Source organism: Curtobacterium sp. Csp1 (assembly GCF_013347185.1).
Genome location: NZ_CP054594.1, coordinates 736141 through 754986, shown reverse-complemented (window position 1 = coordinate 754986; position 18846 = coordinate 736141). Strand labels below are relative to the sequence as shown.

At 73.5% G+C, this 18846-nt stretch carries 21 protein-coding genes; 5 read left to right on the top strand and 16 right to left on the bottom strand.

From position 1 onward, the window contains the following. Window positions 1–7 precede the first annotated feature (7 nt). The 4 genes from HUN58_RS03790 to HUN58_RS03775 form a co-directional block, all read right to left on the bottom strand. A complete protein-coding gene (locus HUN58_RS03790) occupies window positions 8–1669 on the bottom strand; it encodes a serine/threonine-protein kinase (protein WP_180225949.1) in 1662 nt (553 codons plus the stop codon). Window positions 1670–1679: 10 nt separating this feature from the next. Continuing rightward, window positions 1680–2570 (bottom strand): phosphatase PAP2 family protein, encoded by an 891-nt coding sequence (locus HUN58_RS03785; RefSeq protein WP_180225948.1) that lies wholly within the window; start codon window positions 2568–2570, stop codon window positions 1680–1682. A gap of 66 nt (window positions 2571–2636) precedes the next feature. Further along, window positions 2637–4322, bottom strand: a complete 1686-nt coding sequence (locus HUN58_RS03780; RefSeq protein WP_180225946.1) for a bifunctional 3'-5' exonuclease/DNA polymerase — start codon at window positions 4320–4322, stop codon at window positions 2637–2639. A 156-nt stretch (window positions 4323–4478) separates the two neighbouring features. Further along, window positions 4479–4703 (bottom strand): multidrug transporter, encoded by a 225-nt coding sequence (locus tag HUN58_RS03775; RefSeq protein ID WP_180225945.1) that lies wholly within the window; start codon window positions 4701–4703, stop codon window positions 4479–4481. Between the two features lie 130 nt (window positions 4704–4833). Here HUN58_RS03775 and HUN58_RS03770 point away from each other — a divergent pair, with 130 nt between their 5' ends. Both HUN58_RS03770 and HUN58_RS03765 read left to right on the top strand, forming a co-directional pair. Further along, on the top strand, window positions 4834–5055 hold the full coding sequence (locus HUN58_RS03770) for a hypothetical protein (protein WP_180225944.1): 222 nt from the start codon (window positions 4834–4836) through the stop codon (window positions 5053–5055). 301 nt (window positions 5056–5356) lie between these two features. Next, the gene (locus HUN58_RS03765; RefSeq protein ID WP_058741314.1) at window positions 5357–5626 is read left to right on the top strand and encodes a GlsB/YeaQ/YmgE family stress response membrane protein; all 270 of its coding nucleotides are present in this window, start codon (window positions 5357–5359) and stop codon (window positions 5624–5626) included. Window positions 5627–5721: 95 nt separating this feature from the next. Here HUN58_RS03765 and HUN58_RS03760 read toward each other — a convergent pair whose 3' ends face one another. Next, window positions 5722–7095 carry an L-serine ammonia-lyase gene (locus HUN58_RS03760; RefSeq protein WP_180225943.1) on the bottom strand — a complete coding sequence of 458 codons (1374 nt, stop codon included), beginning with the start codon at window positions 7093–7095 and terminating at the stop codon, window positions 5722–5724. Window positions 7096–7181: 86 nt separating this feature from the next. On the opposite strand from HUN58_RS03760, the gene HUN58_RS03755 reads away from it, so the two are divergent. Continuing rightward, on the top strand, window positions 7182–8000 hold the full coding sequence (locus HUN58_RS03755; RefSeq protein ID WP_180225942.1) for a shikimate 5-dehydrogenase: 819 nt from the start codon (window positions 7182–7184) through the stop codon (window positions 7998–8000). A 58-nt stretch (window positions 8001–8058) separates the two neighbouring features. Here HUN58_RS03755 and HUN58_RS03750 read toward each other — a convergent pair whose 3' ends face one another. Genes HUN58_RS03750 through HUN58_RS03740 form a run of 3 tightly spaced genes read right to left on the bottom strand, consistent with a single transcriptional unit; the run spans window position 8059 to window position 10669 of the window. Then, window positions 8059–8502, bottom strand: a complete 444-nt coding sequence (locus HUN58_RS03750) for an SRPBCC family protein (RefSeq protein ID WP_180225941.1) — start codon at window positions 8500–8502, stop codon at window positions 8059–8061. 2 nt (window positions 8503–8504) lie between these two features. Then, the gene (locus HUN58_RS03745; protein ID WP_180225940.1) at window positions 8505–9950 is read right to left on the bottom strand and encodes an NAD(P)/FAD-dependent oxidoreductase; all 1446 of its coding nucleotides are present in this window, start codon (window positions 9948–9950) and stop codon (window positions 8505–8507) included. Window positions 9951–9985: 35 nt separating this feature from the next. Beyond that, window positions 9986–10669, bottom strand: coding sequence for a hypothetical protein (locus HUN58_RS03740; protein WP_058741309.1), 684 nt, complete (start codon window positions 10667–10669; stop codon window positions 9986–9988). Window positions 10670–10770: 101 nt separating this feature from the next. On the opposite strand from HUN58_RS03740, the gene HUN58_RS03735 reads away from it, so the two are divergent. Next, window positions 10771–11046: a hypothetical protein gene (locus HUN58_RS03735; protein ID WP_114849281.1), complete on the top strand. Its 276-nt coding sequence runs from the start codon at window positions 10771–10773 to the stop codon at window positions 11044–11046. 74 nt (window positions 11047–11120) lie between these two features. On the opposite strand, the gene HUN58_RS03730 is transcribed toward HUN58_RS03735, so the two are convergent. Beyond that, window positions 11121–11648, bottom strand: coding sequence for a GNAT family N-acetyltransferase (locus HUN58_RS03730; RefSeq protein ID WP_180225939.1), 528 nt, complete (start codon window positions 11646–11648; stop codon window positions 11121–11123). 139 nt (window positions 11649–11787) lie between these two features. On the opposite strand from HUN58_RS03730, the gene HUN58_RS20210 reads away from it, so the two are divergent. Then, the gene (locus tag HUN58_RS20210; protein WP_058741306.1) at window positions 11788–12411 is read left to right on the top strand and encodes a TetR/AcrR family transcriptional regulator; all 624 of its coding nucleotides are present in this window, start codon (window positions 11788–11790) and stop codon (window positions 12409–12411) included. 176 nt (window positions 12412–12587) lie between these two features. On the opposite strand, the gene HUN58_RS03720 is transcribed toward HUN58_RS20210, so the two are convergent. The 7 genes from HUN58_RS03720 to HUN58_RS03690 form a co-directional block, all read right to left on the bottom strand. Then, window positions 12588–13670: a glycine betaine ABC transporter substrate-binding protein gene (locus HUN58_RS03720; protein ID WP_180225938.1), complete on the bottom strand. Its 1083-nt coding sequence runs from the start codon at window positions 13668–13670 to the stop codon at window positions 12588–12590. Beyond that, complete coding sequence (locus HUN58_RS03715) at window positions 13667–14440, bottom strand: ABC transporter permease (RefSeq protein ID WP_174777277.1); 774 nt, start codon at window positions 14438–14440, stop codon at window positions 13667–13669. The genes HUN58_RS03720 and HUN58_RS03715 overlap by 4 nt, the downstream gene beginning before the upstream one ends. After that, window positions 14437–15729 carry an ABC transporter ATP-binding protein gene (locus HUN58_RS03710; RefSeq protein ID WP_114849277.1) on the bottom strand — a complete coding sequence of 431 codons (1293 nt, stop codon included), beginning with the start codon at window positions 15727–15729 and terminating at the stop codon, window positions 14437–14439. The genes HUN58_RS03715 and HUN58_RS03710 overlap by 4 nt, the downstream gene beginning before the upstream one ends. Further along, a complete protein-coding gene (locus HUN58_RS03705; RefSeq protein WP_180225937.1) occupies window positions 15716–16363 on the bottom strand; it encodes an ABC transporter permease in 648 nt (215 codons plus the stop codon). Before HUN58_RS03705 ends, HUN58_RS03710 begins: the two co-directional genes overlap by 14 nt. 206 nt (window positions 16364–16569) lie before the next feature. Further along, window positions 16570–17265 carry a DinB family protein gene (locus HUN58_RS03700; RefSeq protein ID WP_180225936.1) on the bottom strand — a complete coding sequence of 232 codons (696 nt, stop codon included), beginning with the start codon at window positions 17263–17265 and terminating at the stop codon, window positions 16570–16572. Next, entirely contained in the window at window positions 17262–17885 is a 624-nt protein-coding gene (locus tag HUN58_RS03695; protein ID WP_180225935.1) for a hypothetical protein, read from the bottom strand. Before HUN58_RS03695 ends, HUN58_RS03700 begins: the two co-directional genes overlap by 4 nt. Window positions 17886–17943: 58 nt before the next feature. Further along, on the bottom strand, window positions 17944–18822 hold the full coding sequence (locus HUN58_RS03690; protein WP_114849273.1) for an aminoglycoside phosphotransferase family protein: 879 nt from the start codon (window positions 18820–18822) through the stop codon (window positions 17944–17946). Window positions 18823–18846: the final 24 nt, after the last annotated feature.

Below are 18846 nucleotides of genomic sequence, written 5' to 3'. Positions count from 1 at the left end.
GCCGCCGTCAGCCGACGGTCGGCGTGGTCGGCAGGGTCTCGCCGACCGTCGTGTCGGCCGGGTCCTTCTTGTCCTTGCCCTTGCCGTTGTCGTTCCCCGGCCCACTGTTGCTGCCGGGGCCGGCGTTGCCCTGATCGGTACCGCCCTGCGGGGACTGGACCGGGTTCGAGGCGGGCCCGCCCGGCTGGGGTCCGACGGTCGGGTCGTCCGCCGGCGAGCTCGGCTGCTGCTCGGGCTCGCTCGGCTGTTCCTGGGGCTGGCTCGGCTGCTGCTCCGGCTCGCCGGACTGCTCCTGCGACGGCTCGCTGCTCGGTTCCTCGGCCGGTTCGCTCGACTGCTGGGTCGGCTGGCCGGACTCCGTCGGCGCCGGCGTGCTCGAGCCACCGCTCAGGGCGATGACCGCGACGACGATGCCGGCGAGCACCAGGATGCCGATGACCACCGCCGCGATGACCGGCCCGCGACGGCGTCGCCCGTCATCGTCCGTCCGCCGGGCGGCCCCGCCGCCGCCGCCCGCGCCGGACCCTGCGGCGGCACCGCCTGCCGCAGCACCGCCGGCTGCCGCCGCCCCGGCCGCACCGGCACCCGCACCGCCGCGCTGGGCTCCGAGCACGGTCGTCGCGACGTCGTCCTGCCCCGCTGCGCGACCGGGCTGCCCGAGCACGGCCGTCCGGTCGTACGCCTGCGTGGGCGCTTCCGTGCCGCCCGTCGGCATCGCCTGCGTCGCCTGGTCGCCGTGCGCTGCGTCCGGGGCCCCGGCGCCGAGGAAGGCACCGGCGGCACCCGCGGCCGCCCCCGCTGCGCCACCGGCCGCGCGGGTCATCGTCCCGGGTCCGGCGGGCAGCAGCTGCGTGGCCGGCGCGGCGTCGTCCCGGCCCAGGGAGCGGAGTCGCTGCGCGGCCTCGGCGGCGCTCGGTCGGTCGGCGGGGTCCTGCGCCGTCATCACGTGCAGCAGGGTCCGCCAGGCCGTCGGCAGGTGCTGGTCGATCTCCGGGCCGCGGGCGAGTCGCGCGGTCGCCGACTCCACCGCGCTGCCGGGGAACGGCCGCTTCCCGGTCAGGCACTCGAGCAGCACGAGGCCGAGCGCGTAGACGTCGGCCTTGCCGGTGACCTCGTGGCCCGTGACCTGCTCCGGCGAGATGTAGGCGGCGGTGCCCATCACGGTGCCGGCGCCGGTCACCCGGGCGGCGTCACGGAGCAGGGCGATCCCGAAGTCGGCGAGCTTCACGTGCTCGCCGTCGCTCTCGAGCAGGACGTTCGCGGGCTTCACGTCGCGGTGCACGATGCCCTGCGCGTGGACCGCCGCGAGCCCGTCGGCGACCTGCGCACCGAGGCGCGCGGTGGTCGCCGGGTCGAGCACGCCCTCGTGCAGACGGGTGGCGAGGTCGCTCCCGGGGACGAGCTCCATCACCAGGTAGGAGTCGCCCTCGTCGTCGTCGAGCGCCGCGTCGTAGAGCGTGACGAGCGCGGGGCTGCGGAGCGCCGCGAGCGTGTGGATCTCGGCCTCGGCGCGGGCGCGCTCCCCGTGGTCGACGGCACCGATGCGGAAGACCTTGACCGCCACCTCGCGGCCGAGCTGCTCGTCCACCGCCCGGTAGACGGAGGCCATGCCACCGTGTCCGAGCGTCCCGGTGACGCGGTACCGACCGCCGAAGACCCGTTCTGCCATGCCCCGGAACCTACCGTGACGACCTGACCGGGGACGACCCGCGGACCGGGTCGGCACCGCGGCGCAGGGCCGTCAGGTACAGCCGGTGGGCGGTGATCACGATCGCCAGCCAGGCCGCTCCGAGGGCCCACGCCGCCAGGACATCGGTGGTCCAGTGGTGGCCGAGGAAGACCCGCGAGACGCCGATCGACAGCACGAAGAGGGTGCCGACGACGATCGTCCACACTCGGGTCACGGTGCGGGTCTGGCGCAGGATGAGCAGGTACACGATCGTGCCGACGACCACGGTGGCGTTGAGCGTGTGACCGGACGGGAACGAGGGCGAGTGCTCGTACGGCGGCACCGCGTCGGCGAGCGGCGGACGGGCCCGGCCGATCAGGTCCTTGCCCGCGATGGTCATGAGGAGCGATCCGCCGCTCGCCGCGACGAGCAGCACGAGCGGCGTCCAGGCGCGCCGCTGGACCGTGAAGCCGACCAGGAACAGCACGGCGACGATCGGCATCCCGACCGTGCCGGCGATGTCGGTCCACCACGTGACGAGCCGGTCGGCCGTCGGGGAGCGCATCGTGAGCATCCAGTCGAGCACCGGACGGTCGAGCACGGCGACGTCGTCGTGCTCGCGGACGGCGTCGTAGACCTCGGACGTCGCCCAGGTCGCCGTGACCGCGATCCCGATGCCGACCAGGAGCGTCAGGACCAGGAGCGGCAGCGCCCCGTACCGTCGGCCGAGCGCCGCCCAGACCTCGGCGACGGCGTGCCCGGCGCGGGACCGCCACGAGGTCAGGTCGACGTCACCGACGTGCCGGTCCTGCGGGGCGGCGGCGCGCTCGGCGTCGACGACCCGGCGCGCGACGGCGTCGGCGGTGCCCTCCGGCTCCTCGTGGTCTCGCTGCTGCTGCATCGACCCACCCTGCCCGCCCGCACCTGCGAGCGCACGGCCGCGGGTGGCGCCGGCCGCGCGCGGCCGTCAGTCCTTCGCTGCCCCGTAGTCGCGGACGGTCGACACCGTGAGCGGGAACACCACGGGGAAGTCCCGGAACAGCAGGCGTCCGGCGTCCACCGCGGCGGCTCGGACCTGCTCGGCCACCCACTCGGCGTGCTCGACCGGGGTGTGCACGACGAGCTCGTCGTGCACGAAGAACACCAGGTGCGGCCCGTCGGTGACCGGCCCCGGGAACCGCGTCAGGAGCCGGGTGCGCAGGGACCCCATCCACGCGAGCGCCCACTCCGCCGCCGTGCCCTGCACGACGAAGTTCCGGGTGAACCGCCCCCAGCTCCGCGCCCGCGACTCGACGGCCCGCTGCTGCGCCGGGGTGCCGTCCACCGACCACGCCCGTGCCCGCGCAGCCGCGGCCGCCGCGTCCGGCACGGGCGAGGTCCGTCCGAGCAGGGTCGTCACCGGCTCACCGCGCTCCCCCGCCCGGGCCGCCCGGTCGACCAGTCCGAGCGCCGCCGGGAACGCCCGCGCCAGCCGGGGCACGAGCCGGCCGCCGTCGCCCTGCGTCGCGCCGTACATCGCACCGAGCATCGCGCCCTTCGCCTGCTGCCGGGTCTCGACCGCACCCGAGGCCACCACGCCGTCGTACAGGTCGCGGCCGTCCCCCGCCGCCGCCATCGCCCGGTCACCGGACATCGCCGCGAGGACCCGCGGCTCGAGCTGCGCCGCGTCGGCGACCACGAACGTCCAGCCCTCGTCCGCGACGACCGCGGACCGGACCGTCCTCGGGAGCTGCATGGCGCCGCCGCCGTCCGCCGCCCAGCGCCCGGTCACCACGCCGCCGACCAGGTACTTCGGGTGGAACCGCCCGTCCTGCACCCACTCGTCGAGCCACGTCCACCCGTTCGCCGTCATCAGCCGCGACAGCTTCTTGTACTCGAGCAGCGGCGCGATGACCGGGTGCTCGAGCTCCTGCAGCTCCCACTTGCGCGTGCTCGCGACCATCAGGCCCGCCGCACGGAGGGACCGCAGCACGTCGGTCGGCGAGTCCGGGTTGAGCGTCGGGTCCGCCAGGTGCCCGCGGATCACGACGGCCAGCTCCTCGAGCCGACGGGGTCGGACGCCCGACGGGACCCGCGGGCCGAGCGCGTCCTCGAGCAGCCGCGCGTGCACGTCCGCCCGCCACGGCAGCCCGGCGTGCAGGATCTCGGCGGCGACCAGCGCACCGGCCGACTCCGCGGTGGTCAGCAGCCGCATGGCACCGGGCGCGGTGGAGGTCACGACCGCGTCGAGCTGCGCGCGCAGCTCGGCCACCGGGTCGGCCGCGTCGTCGGCCGGTGCGACCGTGAACAGCGCGTCGTCGAAGACCGACGCCTGCGTCGGTCGGGTGACCCGTGCCTCCTGGCCGGGGTCGTCCCACGTGTCGGGCGGGGCCGCCGCGAGCGCGGTGCCCCGAGTCGCGAGCGCGCCGCGCAGGATGCGGCGCACGAGGCGCAGGTCGGTGCAGCGGCCGACGCGGCCGCCGGTCCGCAGGACGGCCGGGTACCAGCGTGCGGTGTCGTCCCAGACCCATCGGACGTCCGGTCCGTCGTGTGCCGCGACGAAGGCCGGGAGGCGCGGCTCGTCCAGGCGCGTCGGCTCGCCCGCCGACGCCCCCGCGTCGGTCAGGGGCGTCGCGGTGACGCCGCCGTCGACGCGGTGGAGGACCAGGTGCACCCCACGATCATGCCGCGCACCACCGTCCTCGCCCGCCGGGCGCGCTCGCTGCCGCTGCCGTTCCGCGAAACGCAACGGCGGCGGTTCCTCGCAGCGGTACTGCGTTGCGAGCAACCGCTCCCGTTGCGTCTTGCGAGGCTCGGACCCGCGATCGGGTCAGGCGTCGGTGCGGGGATCCGACGCGTCGGCGTCGCCGGGACGCACCGCGGCGGTGTCGGCGACGTCGATCCGGACGTCTCCGTCCTCGGCCCGTGAGACGGCGACCCGCGGATCGGCGTCGTGCGCGTCGGAGCCCGACATCCGGCGGAGGGTGTCCTGGCGCCGCTCCTCGAAGCTCATGTCGACGCCGTCGTCCAGGTGGTCACGGTCGGGCTCGCTCATGGCCCGGACGCTACCCGCCAGCCGCCGACCGCCCTCCGATCCCAGGGCGACCGGGCGCGGGGCAGCCGCGTGCAGGTGAGCCGCGCTCGTCGATTGGGTGCGTGAAGTGGACAGCCGCCATGATGTCCGGATGGCAACGAACACCGCGCGACCGCTCGGCTGGCGGCCGGTGGACCCGGACGAAGTGCCGATCCACGCCGTGGTCCGCTACCGGGACCGCGGGCGGACGGTCGCGGGCACCGCGGTGGACGTCCTCGACGCCGGCGACCGCCCCTCGCTCATCGTCCGCGCCGACGACGGGCAGCACCACGTCGCTCCGGGGTCGACCCGCCTGGAGATGCTCGAGGAGTGACTCCGAGGAGCCACACGGGAATGGTCCAGGAAACGCACACCAGCACGTGCTGGGAACCCGTGGAGCAGGCCAGGAGTACAAGTAGTTAGTCAAACTACTGAAACGACCGGAGGACAGGCGATGCGTTCCGAACACCTCCCCACCGAGCCGATCGACATGGCTGCGCTCCTGCGTGCCCAGACGTCGTCGGCTCCGGGCAACGAGCCGCTCGTCCCCGCGGTCGACCTCGCGTCCTGACGCACCCCGGGTCGGATCCTCCGGCCCACGACGCAACACCCCCCACGTCTGAAAGGACATCACCATGAGCTTCCTCGGCTTCATCCTCCTCGGCCTCATCGCCGGTGCCATCGCCAAGCTGATCCTCCCGGGTCGTCAGGGCGGCGGCTGGCTGGCCACCCTCGTGCTCGGCGTGATCGGTGCCCTCATCGGCGGCTGGATCGGCGGCGCAGTCTTCGGCGTCGGGTACAACGGCTTCTTCAGCATCCAGTCGTGGATCATCGCGATCCTGGGCGCGCTCGTCGTGCTCGTCATCTGGGGCCTCATCACGGGCCGTCGCGGCAGCCGCGCCTGACCGCGGCAGGACCGTCGAACGCCCCCTCCGGCAACGGTGGGGGCGTTCGTGCGTCCGGACCCAGCAGGGCAGCAGGGCGGCAGCGCGGCAGCGCGTCAGCAGAGCGGGACGTTCACCGCGAGCCCGCCCATCGCGGTCTCCTTGTACTTCGTCGACATGTCCGCGCCGGTCTGCCGCATGGTCTCGACGACCTGGTCGAGCGAGACGTGGTGCACGCCGTCGCCCCGCAGGGCCATCCGCGCCGCGTTGATCGCCTTGTTCGCCGCGATGGCGTTCCGCTCGATGCACGGGATCTGCACGAGCCCGCCGATCGGGTCGCAGGTCAGCCCGAGGTTGTGCTCCATGGCGATCTCGGCCGCGTTCTCGACCTGCTCGGGCGTCCCACCGAGCACCTCGGCGAGCCCGGCGGCCGCCATCGACGCCGCGGAACCGACCTCGCCCTGGCACCCGACCTCGGCGCCGGAGATCGACGCCCGCTCCTTGTAGATCGAGCCGATCGCCCCGGCGGTCAGCAGGAAGCGGACCACCGCGTCGTCGCGGTCGTCCGGGGCGACCTCGGACACGTACGTGAGCGCGTAGTACAGCACCGCGGGGATGATCCCGGCGGCACCGTTCGTCGGCGCCGTGACGACCCGGCCGCCGGTGGCGTTCTCCTCGTTGACCGCCATCGCCGTCAGGTTGACCCACTCCATCGCGAACAGCGGGTCGTGGTGCGGGTCGTCGCGGGTGAGCTGCTCGTACCAGTTCGCGGCGCGCCGACGGACGGTCAGCCCGCCCGGCAGGGTCCCGGTGCGGCGGATGCTCCGGTCGACGCTCGCGCGCATCACGTCGTGCACGTGCAGGAGTCCCGCCCGGACCTGCTCCTCGGTGCGCGAGGCGGTCTCGTTCGCCATCGCGATGCCGCTGACGGGCAGGCCGGTCGCGGCGCAGGCGGCGAGCAGCTCGGCGCCGCTCGAGAACGCGTGGGGCACGGCGTCGTCGACGGGGATGGCGGCCTCGGCCACGGCGCCCTCGGTGTCGCTCGTGACGAACCCGCCGCCGATCGAGTAGTACGTCTCCTCGCAGAGCACGGTGCCCGCGGCGTCGCGGGCACCCAGGCGCATCGCGTTGGGGTGTCGCGGCAGCATGGTGAGCGGGTGCAGCACGATGTCGGCCTGCCGGAAGGGCACGGTCGGTCCCCCGGCCAGCGGCAGCTCCCCCGTCCGCTCGAGCTCGGCCAGCGCGGCCGCCATCGCGTCCGGGTCGACCGTCTCCGGGTCGGAGCCCATCAGGCCGGCGAGGACCGCACCGAGCGTGCCGTGTCCCTGCCCCGTGGACGCGAGCGAGCCGTACAGGTGGACGTCGAGCGTCGCCACGGGTGCCCCGGCCAGCCGGGCCGCGAAGGCCGCTCCGGCACGCATCGGCCCGACGGTGTGGGAACTCGACGGGCCGATCCCGACGCTGAACAGATCGAAGACGGAGACCGGCACCCCGCCACACTAACCCGTCCGGACGGGCAGGCGGTCAGCGCACAGAGTGGACCGCTCCATCGGCATGTCCGTGGGACACTCGACCCATGCCCATCCTCAATAAGGACATGCAGGTCTGCATCTCGCTGGCCGCACGACCGAGCAACATCGGCACCCGCTTCCACAACTTCCTCTACGACGAGCTCGGCCTGAACTTCGCCTACAAGGCCTTCACGACGACGGACCTGCCCGGCGCCGTGACCGGCATCCGTGCGCTCGGCATCCGCGGCTGCTCGGTGTCGATGCCCTTCAAGGAGGCGGTCATCCCCCTCGTCGACGTCGTCGAGCCCTCGGCCGAAGCGATCCGGTCCGTCAACACCGTGGTGAACGACGACGGTGTGCTCACCGCCTCGAACACCGACTACGAGGCCGTCGCGTCCCTGCTCGACACCCACGGCGTCGACCGCGCATCCCGCGTGGTGCTCCGCGGCTCCGGGGGCATGGCGAAGGCCGTCACGGCGGCGTTCCGCGGCGCGGGCTTCGAGCGCCTGACGGTCGTCGCGCGCAACACCGAGGCCGGTCCCGCCCTCGCCGAGCAGTACGGCTTCGACTGGGTCGCGTCCGAGCAGCAGGCGCCGGAGGCCGACGTCCTGGTGAACGTCACGCCGCTCGGCATGCGCGGCGACGAGCAGGACGTGCTCGCCTTCGAGCAGGACCGGATCGACGCGGCGACGACCGTCTTCGACGTCGTCGCCTTCCCCTCCGAGACGCCGCTGGTGCGTGCCGGACGCGCGGCCGGCAAGCAGGTCGTCACCGGGGCCGAGGTCATCGCGCTCCAGGCGGCCCGCCAGTTCGAGCGGTACACGGGGGTCGCCCTGACGGACGACCAGGTGCGGCGGGCGAGCGCCTTCAGTCGCGAAGGGTGACCCGATGACGGCCTGGAGGATCGGGGCGGGCCCCGCCACGGTCCTCCAGGCCGTCACGTCACCCGTTCCGCGAGCGGCCCTCCGCGACCCAGCGGAGCCGCCGGATGCTCTCGTTGTTCCGGAACCAGATGCCGGGCTGCGCGATGAACCCCGGGACGAGCGCCCCGGGACCGCGGACCGGGTCCTCCCGCAGGGTGACCCGGCAGCCGCGCGGGTGGTCCTCGACCGTGACCTCGACGCGGGCCTCGCCCACGGGCCAGCCCTTCGCCTGGATCACCAGGCGGCGCGGCTCGTCGACCTCGAGGACGGTCGTCGTGTCGTTGATCAGGAACGGCCAGATGCCGAACGAGTGGTGCAGCTCGGTGCCGACCGCGGGCCAGCCCGGGTCCTGGCCGCGCATGCGCGAGGCGCCGACCACCCAGGTCGGGTAGAGCCAGCCGTCGCGGAGCACGTCGAAGACGTCCTCCGGGCTGCAGCGCAGGTTCCTGACGTTCTTGGCCATGGTCACTCCTCCGGTGCGAGGTCGACGTGCTCGGACAGACCGAACGTGTGCCGCAGCACGCTCCGGGCGGCGTGCCACCCCGCCATGCCGTGCACGCCGGGCCCGGGGGCGGCCGCCTCCGAGCACAGGTACATGCCGCCGCCCATCCGCCACGGGTCGCTCGACAGGACGGGGCGCTTCACGAGCTGCCAGAAGCTCGCGGCGCCGGCGGCGATGTCCCCGCCGACGTAGTTCGGGTTGTACTCGGCCATCTGCACGGCGGTCCGGCTGGCCGACTGCAGGATCGTGTCGCGGAACCCCGGCGCGAACCGCTCGACCTGCCGTACCACGGCCTCGGTCGGGTCGACGTCCGAGCCCGCGGGCACGTGCGCGTACGCCCAGAAGACGTGCTTGCCGCGCGGCGCCCGACCGGGGTCGACCACCGTCGGCTCGCTCCCGAGGACGTACGGTCGGTCCGCGTGCCGGCCGTGCGCCACGGCGTGCTCGGCGGCCGCGATCTCCGACCGGGTCCCACCGATGTGGACCGTCCCGGCCTTCCGGAGCTCCGCGTTCGTCCACGGCACCGGGTCCGACAGGGCGAAGTCGACCTTGGCCGCCGCGTTCCCGAACCGGAAGCGCCGCAGTGCCCCGCGCTTCGGCGTCGGGATCTGCTTCCCGGCGATCCGCAGCATGCCCGGCACGCTCGTGTCGAAGAGCACCGCCTTGGCCGGGGTGAGGTCGCCGAGGGACCGGATCTCCCGTCCGGTCTCGATCCGCCCGCCGTGTGCGAGCAGGTCCGCGGCGAGCGCGTCGACGATCGCCTGGCTGCCGCCGATCGGCACCGGCCAGCCCCGGGCGTGCGCGTACGAGCCGAGCGACAGGGCCGCGGCCGCGGTGGACAGCGACGGCATGTGCTGGATCGAGTGCGCGGCGACGCCGGACACCATCGCGGGGGCGACCTGCTCGCGGAAGCGCACGTTCCAGGCCGCGGAGCCCTGCTCGAGGGCCCGGAGTCCGAAGCGCAGCACGGTGAGGGGGTGCCGCGGGACGTGGAGCAGGGCGTCGGTGGCGAAGTCCGCGACCCGGTCGGCGCTGCGTGCGAGCGGCGCCATGAGGTTCCGGAACGCCGGGCCGTCGAGCCCGAGGGCCGCCGCCGTCCGGTCGATGTCCTGGTACGCGATGCCGGCGTCGCCGCGGTCGAGCGGGTGCCCGTACTGCACCTCGGGCAGCCGGAGCTCGATGCGGTCCTCCATGCGGAACAGCCGGAAGAACTCGGACTGCAGCGCCATCGGGTGCACGGCGGAGCAGACGTCGTGGTGGAAGCCCGGCAGCGTGAGCTCGGCCGTCCGGGCGCCGCCGCCGATCGTGTCGTTCCGCTCGACGACCTCGACCGACAGGCCCGCGCGTGCGAGCGTCACCGCCGCCGCGAGTCCGTTCGGTCCGGCTCCGACGACCACCGCATCCACCATGGGTCGAGCCTAGGGACCGGTGGCCTCGGGTGCGGTCAGGGGCGAGCGGCGTCCGCGTCGGCCGGGTCGGTGCCCTCGTCGGGGGCGTCGAGGTCGTCCGGCTCGTCGGCGTCCGCCGGGGTCGTCGCGGGCGACTCCCCCACCGGGTGCTCGGCGAGCAGCGCCGCGAAGTCCTCGTCGAGCATCTGCTGCACGCGCTCGTCCCGGCCGACCTCGTAGCCCTCGGTCGGACGCTGCGCCCACCCGAGCCGCCCGACGACGGTCGTGCCGATGTCGTCCCACGCCCGTGCTCGCGCCTGCAGGACGATCCCGTCGACGAAGCCCTGGTCGTCCCGGCGGCGGTCGAGCATCGTCGCGAGCTGCTCGTACGTGGCCTCACGGGTGCGGAGCTTCAGGTCGTCGCCGCGCTTGTAGTCGTGCTGGTGCCGCGACCGGCCCTTCTGCTTGCTCGAGGTCGCGCGGATCTCCCGCATCCGGGCGGCGTCCCCGCGTTCTTCCTCGGCCATGCGGTGGAGTTCCTCGCGCGTGGCCTCGGCAATCACGGCGTGGTCGAAGTACCCCTGGTCACGCAGGGAGTTCGTGATGATCCGGTTCGCCACGGCGACCACGATCGCGGCCTTCGCGATGAGGAACCCCTCGTCCACGGCACGCTTCAACTCCACCTGGCTCACGGGGCGGTCGCGCACGTCGTGCTTGTTGCGTCGTCCGAACAGGGCCATGCTCCGACGATACCGGCGCTCGGCCGTCCGTCCGCAGGGGGACCCGGGGATCACACCGCGGAGGGACGCACGACCGTCGGCGGTTCCCTACCGTCGAGGACATGGACACCACGCCGCACTCCCCCCGCACCGGTCTCGGAACCGCGAGCCTCGTCCTCGGCATCTGCTCGCTCCTGGCCGGCTGGACGTTCCTCGCCCCGGTCGTCGGGCTCTGCCTGGGCATCGCGTCGCGGAGTCGGGAACCCCTGGCCCGCGGACGCGCCGGGTGGGGCATCCTGCTCAACCTCGTCGCGCTCGCGGTCTGGGTCCTGCTCCTCGTGCTCCTGGTGGTCGGCGGCGCCTTCGCGGTGTGGACCGGGGCGACCCAGGGCCGCTGATCCGGCACGCGCGCAGGCCCCTCCGCTCGAGCCCGCGCAGCCACGCAGCCACGCAGCCACGCAGCCACGCAGCGTCAGAACACCAGGCCGTACACCGCGACGTCGATCCGCCGAGGACCGAGCGGCAACGCGCTCCGCAGGGTCCCCTCGTGCACGAAGCCGAGGCGTTCCGCGAGCGCTCGGCTCCGGACGTTGTCGACGCCGGTCCGGATCTCCACCCGCGCCGCCCGGCGTTCGCGGGCGACCCCCACGAGCACGGACGCAGCACGCCGCACGATCCCCCGGCCCTCGAAGTCGGCATCGATCCAGTAGCCGAGCGACGCCTGCCCGAGGTACGGGTCGACCGCCAGGGACGCCACCCCGACGACGCGCTCCGCCGACCGGACGACGCACGGCACCGCCCGGTCCATGGCGTACTGCCCGAGCAGCTGCTCGGTGTACCGCAGCATGTCGTCGCGGCTCGTCGGCGCCCACGCCCACGGCTCGGCGGTCCGGAGCCGGTCGAGGTTCGCCTGCACCAGCTCGTGCACGGCGTCGACCGTGGTCAGGTCGCGGAGCGTGAGCGTGTACCCGTCCCCGAGGTCCCGTCCGGATGCCGCCACGCGTCCGACACTATGCACGCGTCGCCCCGCCGTCCGGTCCGGATCGCGACGGACGGGCCGCGCTCCGGAGAACACCCTGCGTCCCTGCAAGTTTGCACACACTGTACTTCTGCAGCCCGCCGACGGTTACAGTCGAGCCATGTCCGACACCGCGCCCGTGCCCACGATGGGCCTGCGCGACCGCAAGCGCCTCGAGACCCGCCGCCGCATCGCCGGGGCGGCCCGGTCCCTCGCCCTCGAGCACGACCTCGACCGCACCACGATCGAGCAGATCGCCGCGCGCGCGGACGTCTCGCCGCGCACCTTCTTCAACTATTTCGAGAGCAAGGAGGACGCGGTCCTCGGGCACACCGAGCTCGACCTGTCCCCGGAGACCCTCGACGCGCACCTGCAGGCCGTGGCCGGGCGTCCGGTGGTCGAGGCGGTCGTGGACCTGGCGTTCCTGGTGTTCGGCGACTCGTTCGGCGACGAGTCCGAGCGCGTCGACCGCAAGGAGGTCGTCGTCCGCTTCCCCCAGCTCATGCGCCGGCAGGTCGCCCGGATGACCCTGGTGGCCGAGGCGATGACCGGGGCCGTCCGCACGATCCTCGCGCGCGACCCGGCCTGGGGTCCGGACGCGGCGACGCCCGAGGCCGCCGAGATGCTCCTCGGCATGTGCATGACCGGGCTCCGCAGTGCCGCGAAGGGTGACGGGTCGGACCCCGCCGACGTGCGCGCGCGCCTGGTGGCGACCATCCGCGACACCGCGACCCGCCTGGCCTGACCGGCCCCGTGCCTCCAGTCCGTCCGTCGGCACCCGCCGCATCCCGTGGGTGAGCAGAAGACGTCGGGTCTCCTTCGAGGACCCGACGTCTTCTGCTCACCCACGCGAACCCGCGAACCCGCGAACCCGCGCGCCCCCGCACCGGCGCCCGCGCACCGGCGCCCGCGCGCAGCCCGCTACGGCTTCGTGATGAAGCCCTCCCGCACCATCCAGTCGAACGCCACGTCCGCGGGCTCCCGCCCCTCGACGTCGACCTGCCGGTTCAGCTCCTGCAGCACGGCGTCCGTCAGCTTCGGCGAGATCTGGTCGTACACGTCGCGGAGCTGCGGGTACTCGCGCAGCGTCGCCGAGTCGATCACGGGAGCCACGTTGTACGCCGGGAAGAACCCGCGGTCGTCCTCGAGCACGGTCAGCCCGAGCGACTTGATGCGCCCGTCCGTCGTGAACACCTCGCCGAAGTTGCACTTGCCCCGGTCGGTCGCCGTGTAGACGGTCCCGGTGTCGAGGATGCTGACGTTCGAGGTCGGCACGCCGTTCTCCCCCGAACCGCCGAGCTCCAGCCCGTACTTCTCGAGCATCGGCTTGAAGCCGTCCGCACGCGAGTTGAACTCCGACTCCACGCAGAACGTGCGCTGGTCGAGCGGCAGCTTCGTGATGTCCGACAGGGTCTGCACGTCGCCGAGCTCGGACACGGCCTCGTCCCGGACCGCGAACGCGTACGTGTTGTTCATCGGCGCCGGCTCGAGCCAGGTCAGCCCGTTGCCCGCGTCCTCCTGCTTGACCGCCTGCCACTGCTCGGTCTTGTCCGGGATCCCCTGCTCGTGGCCCATGAAGGTCAGCCAGGCGGTGCCCGTGTACTCGTACGTGAAGTCCGCACCGTGCGAGGTCATCAGCTCGCGCACCGCGACCGATCCCGGCACGTTCGTCTCGTCCGTGACGTCGAACCCGGCGGCCTTCGCGGCGAGCACCGCGATCTTGCCGAGCACGAGCTGCTCGGTGAAGTTCTTCGACGTCACCGTCAGGTGCGCGTCGTCGGGCAGGTCGTCGATCCGCTGGATCGAGCCGGGTGCGGCACCGGGGACGAAGGACGCGGCGGGCTGCAGGCCGCAGCCGGTCAGGGCGAGGGCGCTCGCCCCCGCCACGGCGGCGGCGGTCAGGACGCGGCGACGGACCGACGGACGGGAGGCACGGGGTGCGCCCGCAGCGTCGGCTCGGCTCGAGCTGCGGCTCGAGCTGCGGGTCGGGCTGTCGGGGGTCATCGGAGTCCCTTCGGTCGCGCGACCGTCTCGACGACACGGCCGATCCAGTCGATGGTGAGGGCGAGGAGCGCCACGAGGAGCGCTCCGGAGACGAGCACCTTCGGCAGGAACAGGTTCACGCCCGTCGTGATGAGCAGGCCGAGGCCACCGGCGCCGACGAAGGTCGCCAGGCTCGCGGTGCCGACGAGCAGCACGAGCGCCGTGCGGATGCCGGAGAGCATCACCGGCACGGCCAGCGGCAGCTCGACCTTGAGCAGGACGGCGAAGGCGCTCATGCCCATGCCCCGCCCGGCCTCGACGAGCCGCTCGTCGACGCTCTGCACGCCGAGCATCGTGTTCCGGAGCACCGGCAAGATCGCGTAGAGCACGAGGGCGACGACCGCGGACCAGCTGTTCAGTCCGAGCCACGCCGCGAGCAGCACGATGAGCCCGACCGCGGGGGCCGCCTGACCGAAGTTCGCGACGGCGATCACGGCCGTGCTCGCTCGACGGAACGGCCCGCGGGTGAGCAGCACGCCGAGCGGGATGCCGATCACGAGCACGAGCACCGTCGCCTGCAGGGTGAGCACGAGGTGCTGCCCGGTCAGGTCCAGGATGCCGCTCGGGTTGAGCGTCGAGCGCTCGGTCGCCGTCAGGTCCGCCGTGGCGAGCCAGACGACGAACCCGGCGAGGACGACCAGGATCGCGATCGGCTGGACGAGCAGGCCCTTCCACGGGGTGCGCTCGGCGGTCCCGGCGCCCGTGGCCGGGCCGGTGGCGACCGCGGTCACAGTTCCTCCCCGGAGGCAGCGATGGTCGGCGCTGCCGGCGAGGACGGCAGGGTCTCGATCGGGTTCGTGTTCGTGCCGACCGGGGCGTACGCCTGGTCGGACGCGGCGGCCGCGCGGGACCGGGTGATGGCGTCCATCACGGTCTCGACGGTGATGACGCCGCGGAAGGACTCGCCGCGACCGGTGACGAGCGCCGCACCGGCACTCGACACGAGCATGGTGTCGAGTGCGTCGTTGAGCGTCGCGGCCTCGCCCACGACGGGCAGGTCGGGCTCGATCCCCTCGGGCACCCGGGTCAGGCGCTCGAGCTGGCGGCGGGTCGGCCACCCCACCGGACGCTGGCGCCGGTCGACGACGACGGCGTGCTGGTGCCCGCCGGCCTCGTCCATCCGCTGCAGCACGGCCTTCGTCTCCTCGCCGGCCGAGCAGGTCACCGCGGGGGCGAGCTCGACGTCGCGGACGCGGTTCAGCGTCAGCTGCTTGAGCCCGGCGCCCGAGCCGATGAAGTTCTCGACGAACTCGTTGGCCGGTTCCGCGAGGATCCGCTCCGGGGTGTCGTACTGCACGATGTGCGCGCCCTCGGTGAAGATCACGATCCAGTCACCGAGCTTCACGGCCTCGTCGAAGTCGTGCGTGACGATGACGATCGTCTTGTGCAGCTCCTCCTGGATGCGCAGGAGCTCGTCCTGCAGGCGCTGCCGGGTGATCGGGTCGACGGCACCGAAGGGCTCGTCCATGAGCAGGACGGGCGGGTCCGCGGCGAGCGCTCGGGCGACGCCCACGCGCTGCTGCTGGCCGCCGGAGAGCTCGCGGGGGAAGCGGTCGCGGTAGGTGTCCGGGTCGAGCGAGACGAGGTCGAGCAGCTCGTCGACGCGCGCCGCGATCTTCTCCTTCGACCAGCCGAGCATCTTCGGCACGATCGCGATGTTCGCGGCGACCGTCATGTGCGGGAAGAGTCCCCCGGCCTGGATGACGTAGCCCATGCGGCGGCGGAGCTCGTCGCCGTCGATGCTCGTGACGTCCTCGTCGCCGACGACGATGCGGCCCTCGGTCGGCTCGATGAGCCGGTTGATCATCTTGAGGGTCGTGGTCTTGCCGCAGCCGGACGGGCCGACGAGCATGACGACCTTGCCGGCCGGGATCTCGAGCGTGATGCCGTCGACGGCGGGCTTCTGCTGGCCCGGGTAGCGCTTGGTGACCTCGTCGAGCAGGATGCTCCGGCCGGTCACGTCCCCCTCGGGCGCGGTGCCGGATGCGTGGTCGGTGGTGGCGTGGTCAGTGCTGGACACGGATACCTCTCGAGGTGGTCAGGCGGCCGAGGCCGATGAGGAGCAGGTCGAGGACGAGGGCGAGCAGGACGACCCCGATGACCCCGATGACGACCGAGTTCAGGGCGTTCGCCCCGCCGAGGCGGGAGAGGCCCGAGAAGATGAAGCCGCCGAGTCCGGGGCCGAGTGCGTAGGCGGCGATCGCGGCGATGCCCATCACCATCTGCGCGGAGACCCGCACGCCGCTGAGGATGATCGGCCACGCCATCGGGAGCTCGACCTGCACGAGCGTGCGGATCCGGCTCATCCCGATGCCGCGGGCGGACTCCACCACGGTCGGCGGGATCTCGGCGAGCCCGACGACGGCGTTCCGCAGGATCGGCAGCGTGGCGAAGAAGACGACCGTGACGACGGAGGGCACGACGCCAAACCCGAGCGGCACGATGAGCAGGCCGATGACGGCGAAGGACGGCAGCGTGAGGCCGATCGCCGAGATCGCGTTGGCGGCCGAGCTGAGCCGTGGACTGCGGTACACGAGCGTGGCGAGCACCACGGCGATGAGCGTCGCGAGCACCGTGCACTGGACCACCAGCGAGAAGTGCTGCCACGACGAGAACCAGATCTGGTCCCATCGCTCCGAGACGTACTGGAACACGGGTGGGCACCCCTCCCTGTCGGCCGAACGCCCCACTCGACGGGGCACGAACCCGTCCGACCGTACGCAGGACACCCCGTACTTGTACAACGGCAAAGGTTCGGAACAGGACGTTCCTGGGCGTTCGCCCAGACGAGAACCCCTGGTCAGGACGTACCCCTCGGTGTCAACCTGGGAGAGTGGTAACGATACCGAACGACCCTCGGCTATCGGTCGGACCGCGGCAACCCGGACCGCTGGGCGATGTCGACCAGGTGCGCCCGCCACGTCGCCCACTCGTCGGGCGTCTTCGCGGCGAGGTTGCCGTCCCCGTCGCCGGCCAGACCGTCGAGCATCTCGCGGACGATGTCGGCGTGCCCCGCGTGCCGGGCGGTCTCGTACGCCATGTGCACGAGGATCCGGTGGAGCGTGACCTCGCGGCGGTCCTCCGGCCACCACGGGACGACCCCGCGGGCGTCGAGGTCGAGCGCCGCGATCGTCGCGTCGGCGTGCGCGGCGCTCCGGTGGTGGAACGCGACGACGTCGGCCATCGACTCGTCGAGCGACGCGTACATGTCGGCGCCGTCCCACGAGTCGAGCCAGGCCGGGGCGTCCGGCAGCGGCCGGTCGAACACGAGCCCGAGGTACCCGGCCTGCACGCCCGCGACGTGCTTGACCAGGCCGAGCACGTTCGTCCCGGTCGGGGTCAGCGGCCACCGGGCCTGCCGCTCGGCGAGCCCGTCGAGCTTCGCGAGCAGCGCGGCGCGGTGCTTCTGCAGGTACCGGTGCAGCGTCTCCTTGACCATCGCCGCGTCCGTCGTGGGCGTGGTGCCCTCGGCGGACAGCGACGACAGGCCGGTCGCGGCGATCGACGCCGTCGGCTGGGCGGGGGCGACCTCGGGGACCGGATCGGCACTCGTCATGTCGCCGATGCTGCCACCCGTCGGGCCTGCACGCGCTCCGACTCGTGCACCGCGACGCGTTCCGCGGTCAGGAGCAGCGACGCGACCTCGGCGGCCGTGCGCGTCGGGGCGTCGTTCCAGCTCGTCAGGTCGCGGACCCGGGCCATCCGCAGGTCCGGTGCGGGACACCAGGCGACCGTCTGTCCCTCGTCACGGGCCAGTGCGTGCCAGACCAGGTCGAGCGCCCGCTGCACCGGCTGCGAGTGCACCGCCTGCGGACCACCGGCGGCGGAGACGACCGCGCCGACCAGGCACGCGGCGACGAGCGGCCGGCCCTGGACGTCCATCGCCGCGGCACTCGAGGCCTTGCGGACCCGTCCGTGCTCGTCGAGGTACGCGAACCACGCGTGCTGGGTCCAGCCGCGCTCGACGACCTCGCGCGCGGTGGTGAGCAGGCGCTGCAGGTCGTCGAGCTCCCGGAGGTGCTCGACGATCCGTCGGTCGCGCGCCGCGGCTCGGCGGACCGCCCAGCGGTCGAGGAGTGCACGGAGTCCGTGCCGCGGACGATCTGCGGCGGGGGCGGACGGGGCGGGGGAGGCGTCGGTGTCGACGTCGTGCGGGACGCGGAACTCGAGGGTCATCAGGCCCCTCCGATCTCCAGTGCACGGACAGGTGAGGGAACGATAAGCCCGTGCGACCTCAGTCGTCCAGCACCGCGTCGATGGCCCGTGCCGCGACCGTCCGCAAGGCGTGTTCGTCGCTCGTGGCGAGCGCCGAGGCGATGGCGACCGCCCACCCCCGGGCGCGCGTCCAGGTGGCGTCGTCGGCCGCGACGGCCGTCGTGAAGGTGCGCCGCGCCTCCCGGTCGAGCGTCAGCCAGCGGGTCGCGAGGTCCACGGCGGGGTCGCCCGCGGTCACGTCGCCGAAGTCGACGACCGCCGCCAGGCGGCGTGCGCCGTCGGCGTCGTCGGTCACGAGCAGGTTGCAGGGGTGCAGGTCGCCGTGCACCCAGACGGGAGGCCCGTGGTGCGCGGGTGCGGCCACCGCGGTCCGCCAGGCCTCGCCCAAGGCCAAGGCCCGCGGCACGCCGGGTCCGTCCAGGCGCGCGCGGACCGCCGCGTCGCGGGTCGCGAGGGGCACCGCACGGACCGGGTTCACGGGCGCGTCCGCCGGTGCGGGGACGTGCAGCAGCTGGACGAACGCGGCGAGCGCCCGGGCGACCCGCTCGCCCTGCGCGACCGGTCCGGCCGGGGTGCCCGCGAACCAGGGGACGACGCTCCACGACCACGGGTAGCCGAGCGCGGGGCGGCCGGTGCGCACGGGCGCCGGGACCGGGACGACGTCCGCGACGAGCGCCGCGAGGTCCGGCAGCCAGCGCTGCTCGTGCTCGACGAGGACGGCTGCGGCGGCGCGGCGGGGGAGTCGCACCGCCAGGTCGTCCCCGGCACGCACGAGCACGTTGTCCCAGCCGTTCGCGGCGACCCGCAGCGGCAGGTCCGCGAGGTCGGGGTGCTGGTCCCGGAGCAGGGCCGCCACGAGTGCGACGTCGACGTCGTGTTCGGCGGGCGGAGTGGGCATCCGGTCACGGTAGTGGAACGATCC

Excerpts from the sequence above, each read along its gene's own strand:
- HUN58_RS03790 (WP_180225949.1), bottom strand. The coding sequence starts at position 1,669 with ATGGCAGAACGGGTCTTCGGCGGTCGGTACCGCGTCACCGGGACGCTC.
- HUN58_RS03785 (WP_180225948.1), bottom strand. The coding sequence starts at position 2,570 with ATGCAGCAGCAGCGAGACCACGAGGAGCCGGAGGGCACCGCCGACGCC.
- HUN58_RS03775 (WP_180225945.1), bottom strand. The coding sequence starts at position 4,703 with ATGAGCGAGCCCGACCGTGACCACCTGGACGACGGCGTCGACATGAGC.
- HUN58_RS03770 (WP_180225944.1), top strand. The coding sequence starts at position 4,834 with ATGGCAACGAACACCGCGCGACCGCTCGGCTGGCGGCCGGTGGACCCG.
- HUN58_RS03765 (WP_058741314.1), top strand. The coding sequence starts at position 5,357 with ATGAGCTTCCTCGGCTTCATCCTCCTCGGCCTCATCGCCGGTGCCATC.
- HUN58_RS03755 (WP_180225942.1), top strand. The coding sequence starts at position 7,182 with ATGCCCATCCTCAATAAGGACATGCAGGTCTGCATCTCGCTGGCCGCA.
- HUN58_RS03750 (WP_180225941.1), bottom strand. The coding sequence starts at position 8,502 with ATGGCCAAGAACGTCAGGAACCTGCGCTGCAGCCCGGAGGACGTCTTC.
- HUN58_RS03745 (WP_180225940.1), bottom strand. The coding sequence starts at position 9,950 with ATGGTGGATGCGGTGGTCGTCGGAGCCGGACCGAACGGACTCGCGGCG.
- HUN58_RS03740 (WP_058741309.1), bottom strand. The coding sequence starts at position 10,669 with ATGGCCCTGTTCGGACGACGCAACAAGCACGACGTGCGCGACCGCCCC.
- HUN58_RS03735 (WP_114849281.1), top strand. The coding sequence starts at position 10,771 with ATGGACACCACGCCGCACTCCCCCCGCACCGGTCTCGGAACCGCGAGC.
- HUN58_RS20210 (WP_058741306.1), top strand. The coding sequence starts at position 11,788 with ATGTCCGACACCGCGCCCGTGCCCACGATGGGCCTGCGCGACCGCAAG.
- HUN58_RS03720 (WP_180225938.1), bottom strand. The coding sequence starts at position 13,670 with ATGACCCCCGACAGCCCGACCCGCAGCTCGAGCCGCAGCTCGAGCCGA.
- HUN58_RS03700 (WP_180225936.1), bottom strand. The coding sequence starts at position 17,265 with ATGACGAGTGCCGATCCGGTCCCCGAGGTCGCCCCCGCCCAGCCGACG.
- HUN58_RS03695 (WP_180225935.1), bottom strand. The coding sequence starts at position 17,885 with ATGACCCTCGAGTTCCGCGTCCCGCACGACGTCGACACCGACGCCTCC.
- HUN58_RS03690 (WP_114849273.1), bottom strand. The coding sequence starts at position 18,822 with ATGCCCACTCCGCCCGCCGAACACGACGTCGACGTCGCACTCGTGGCG.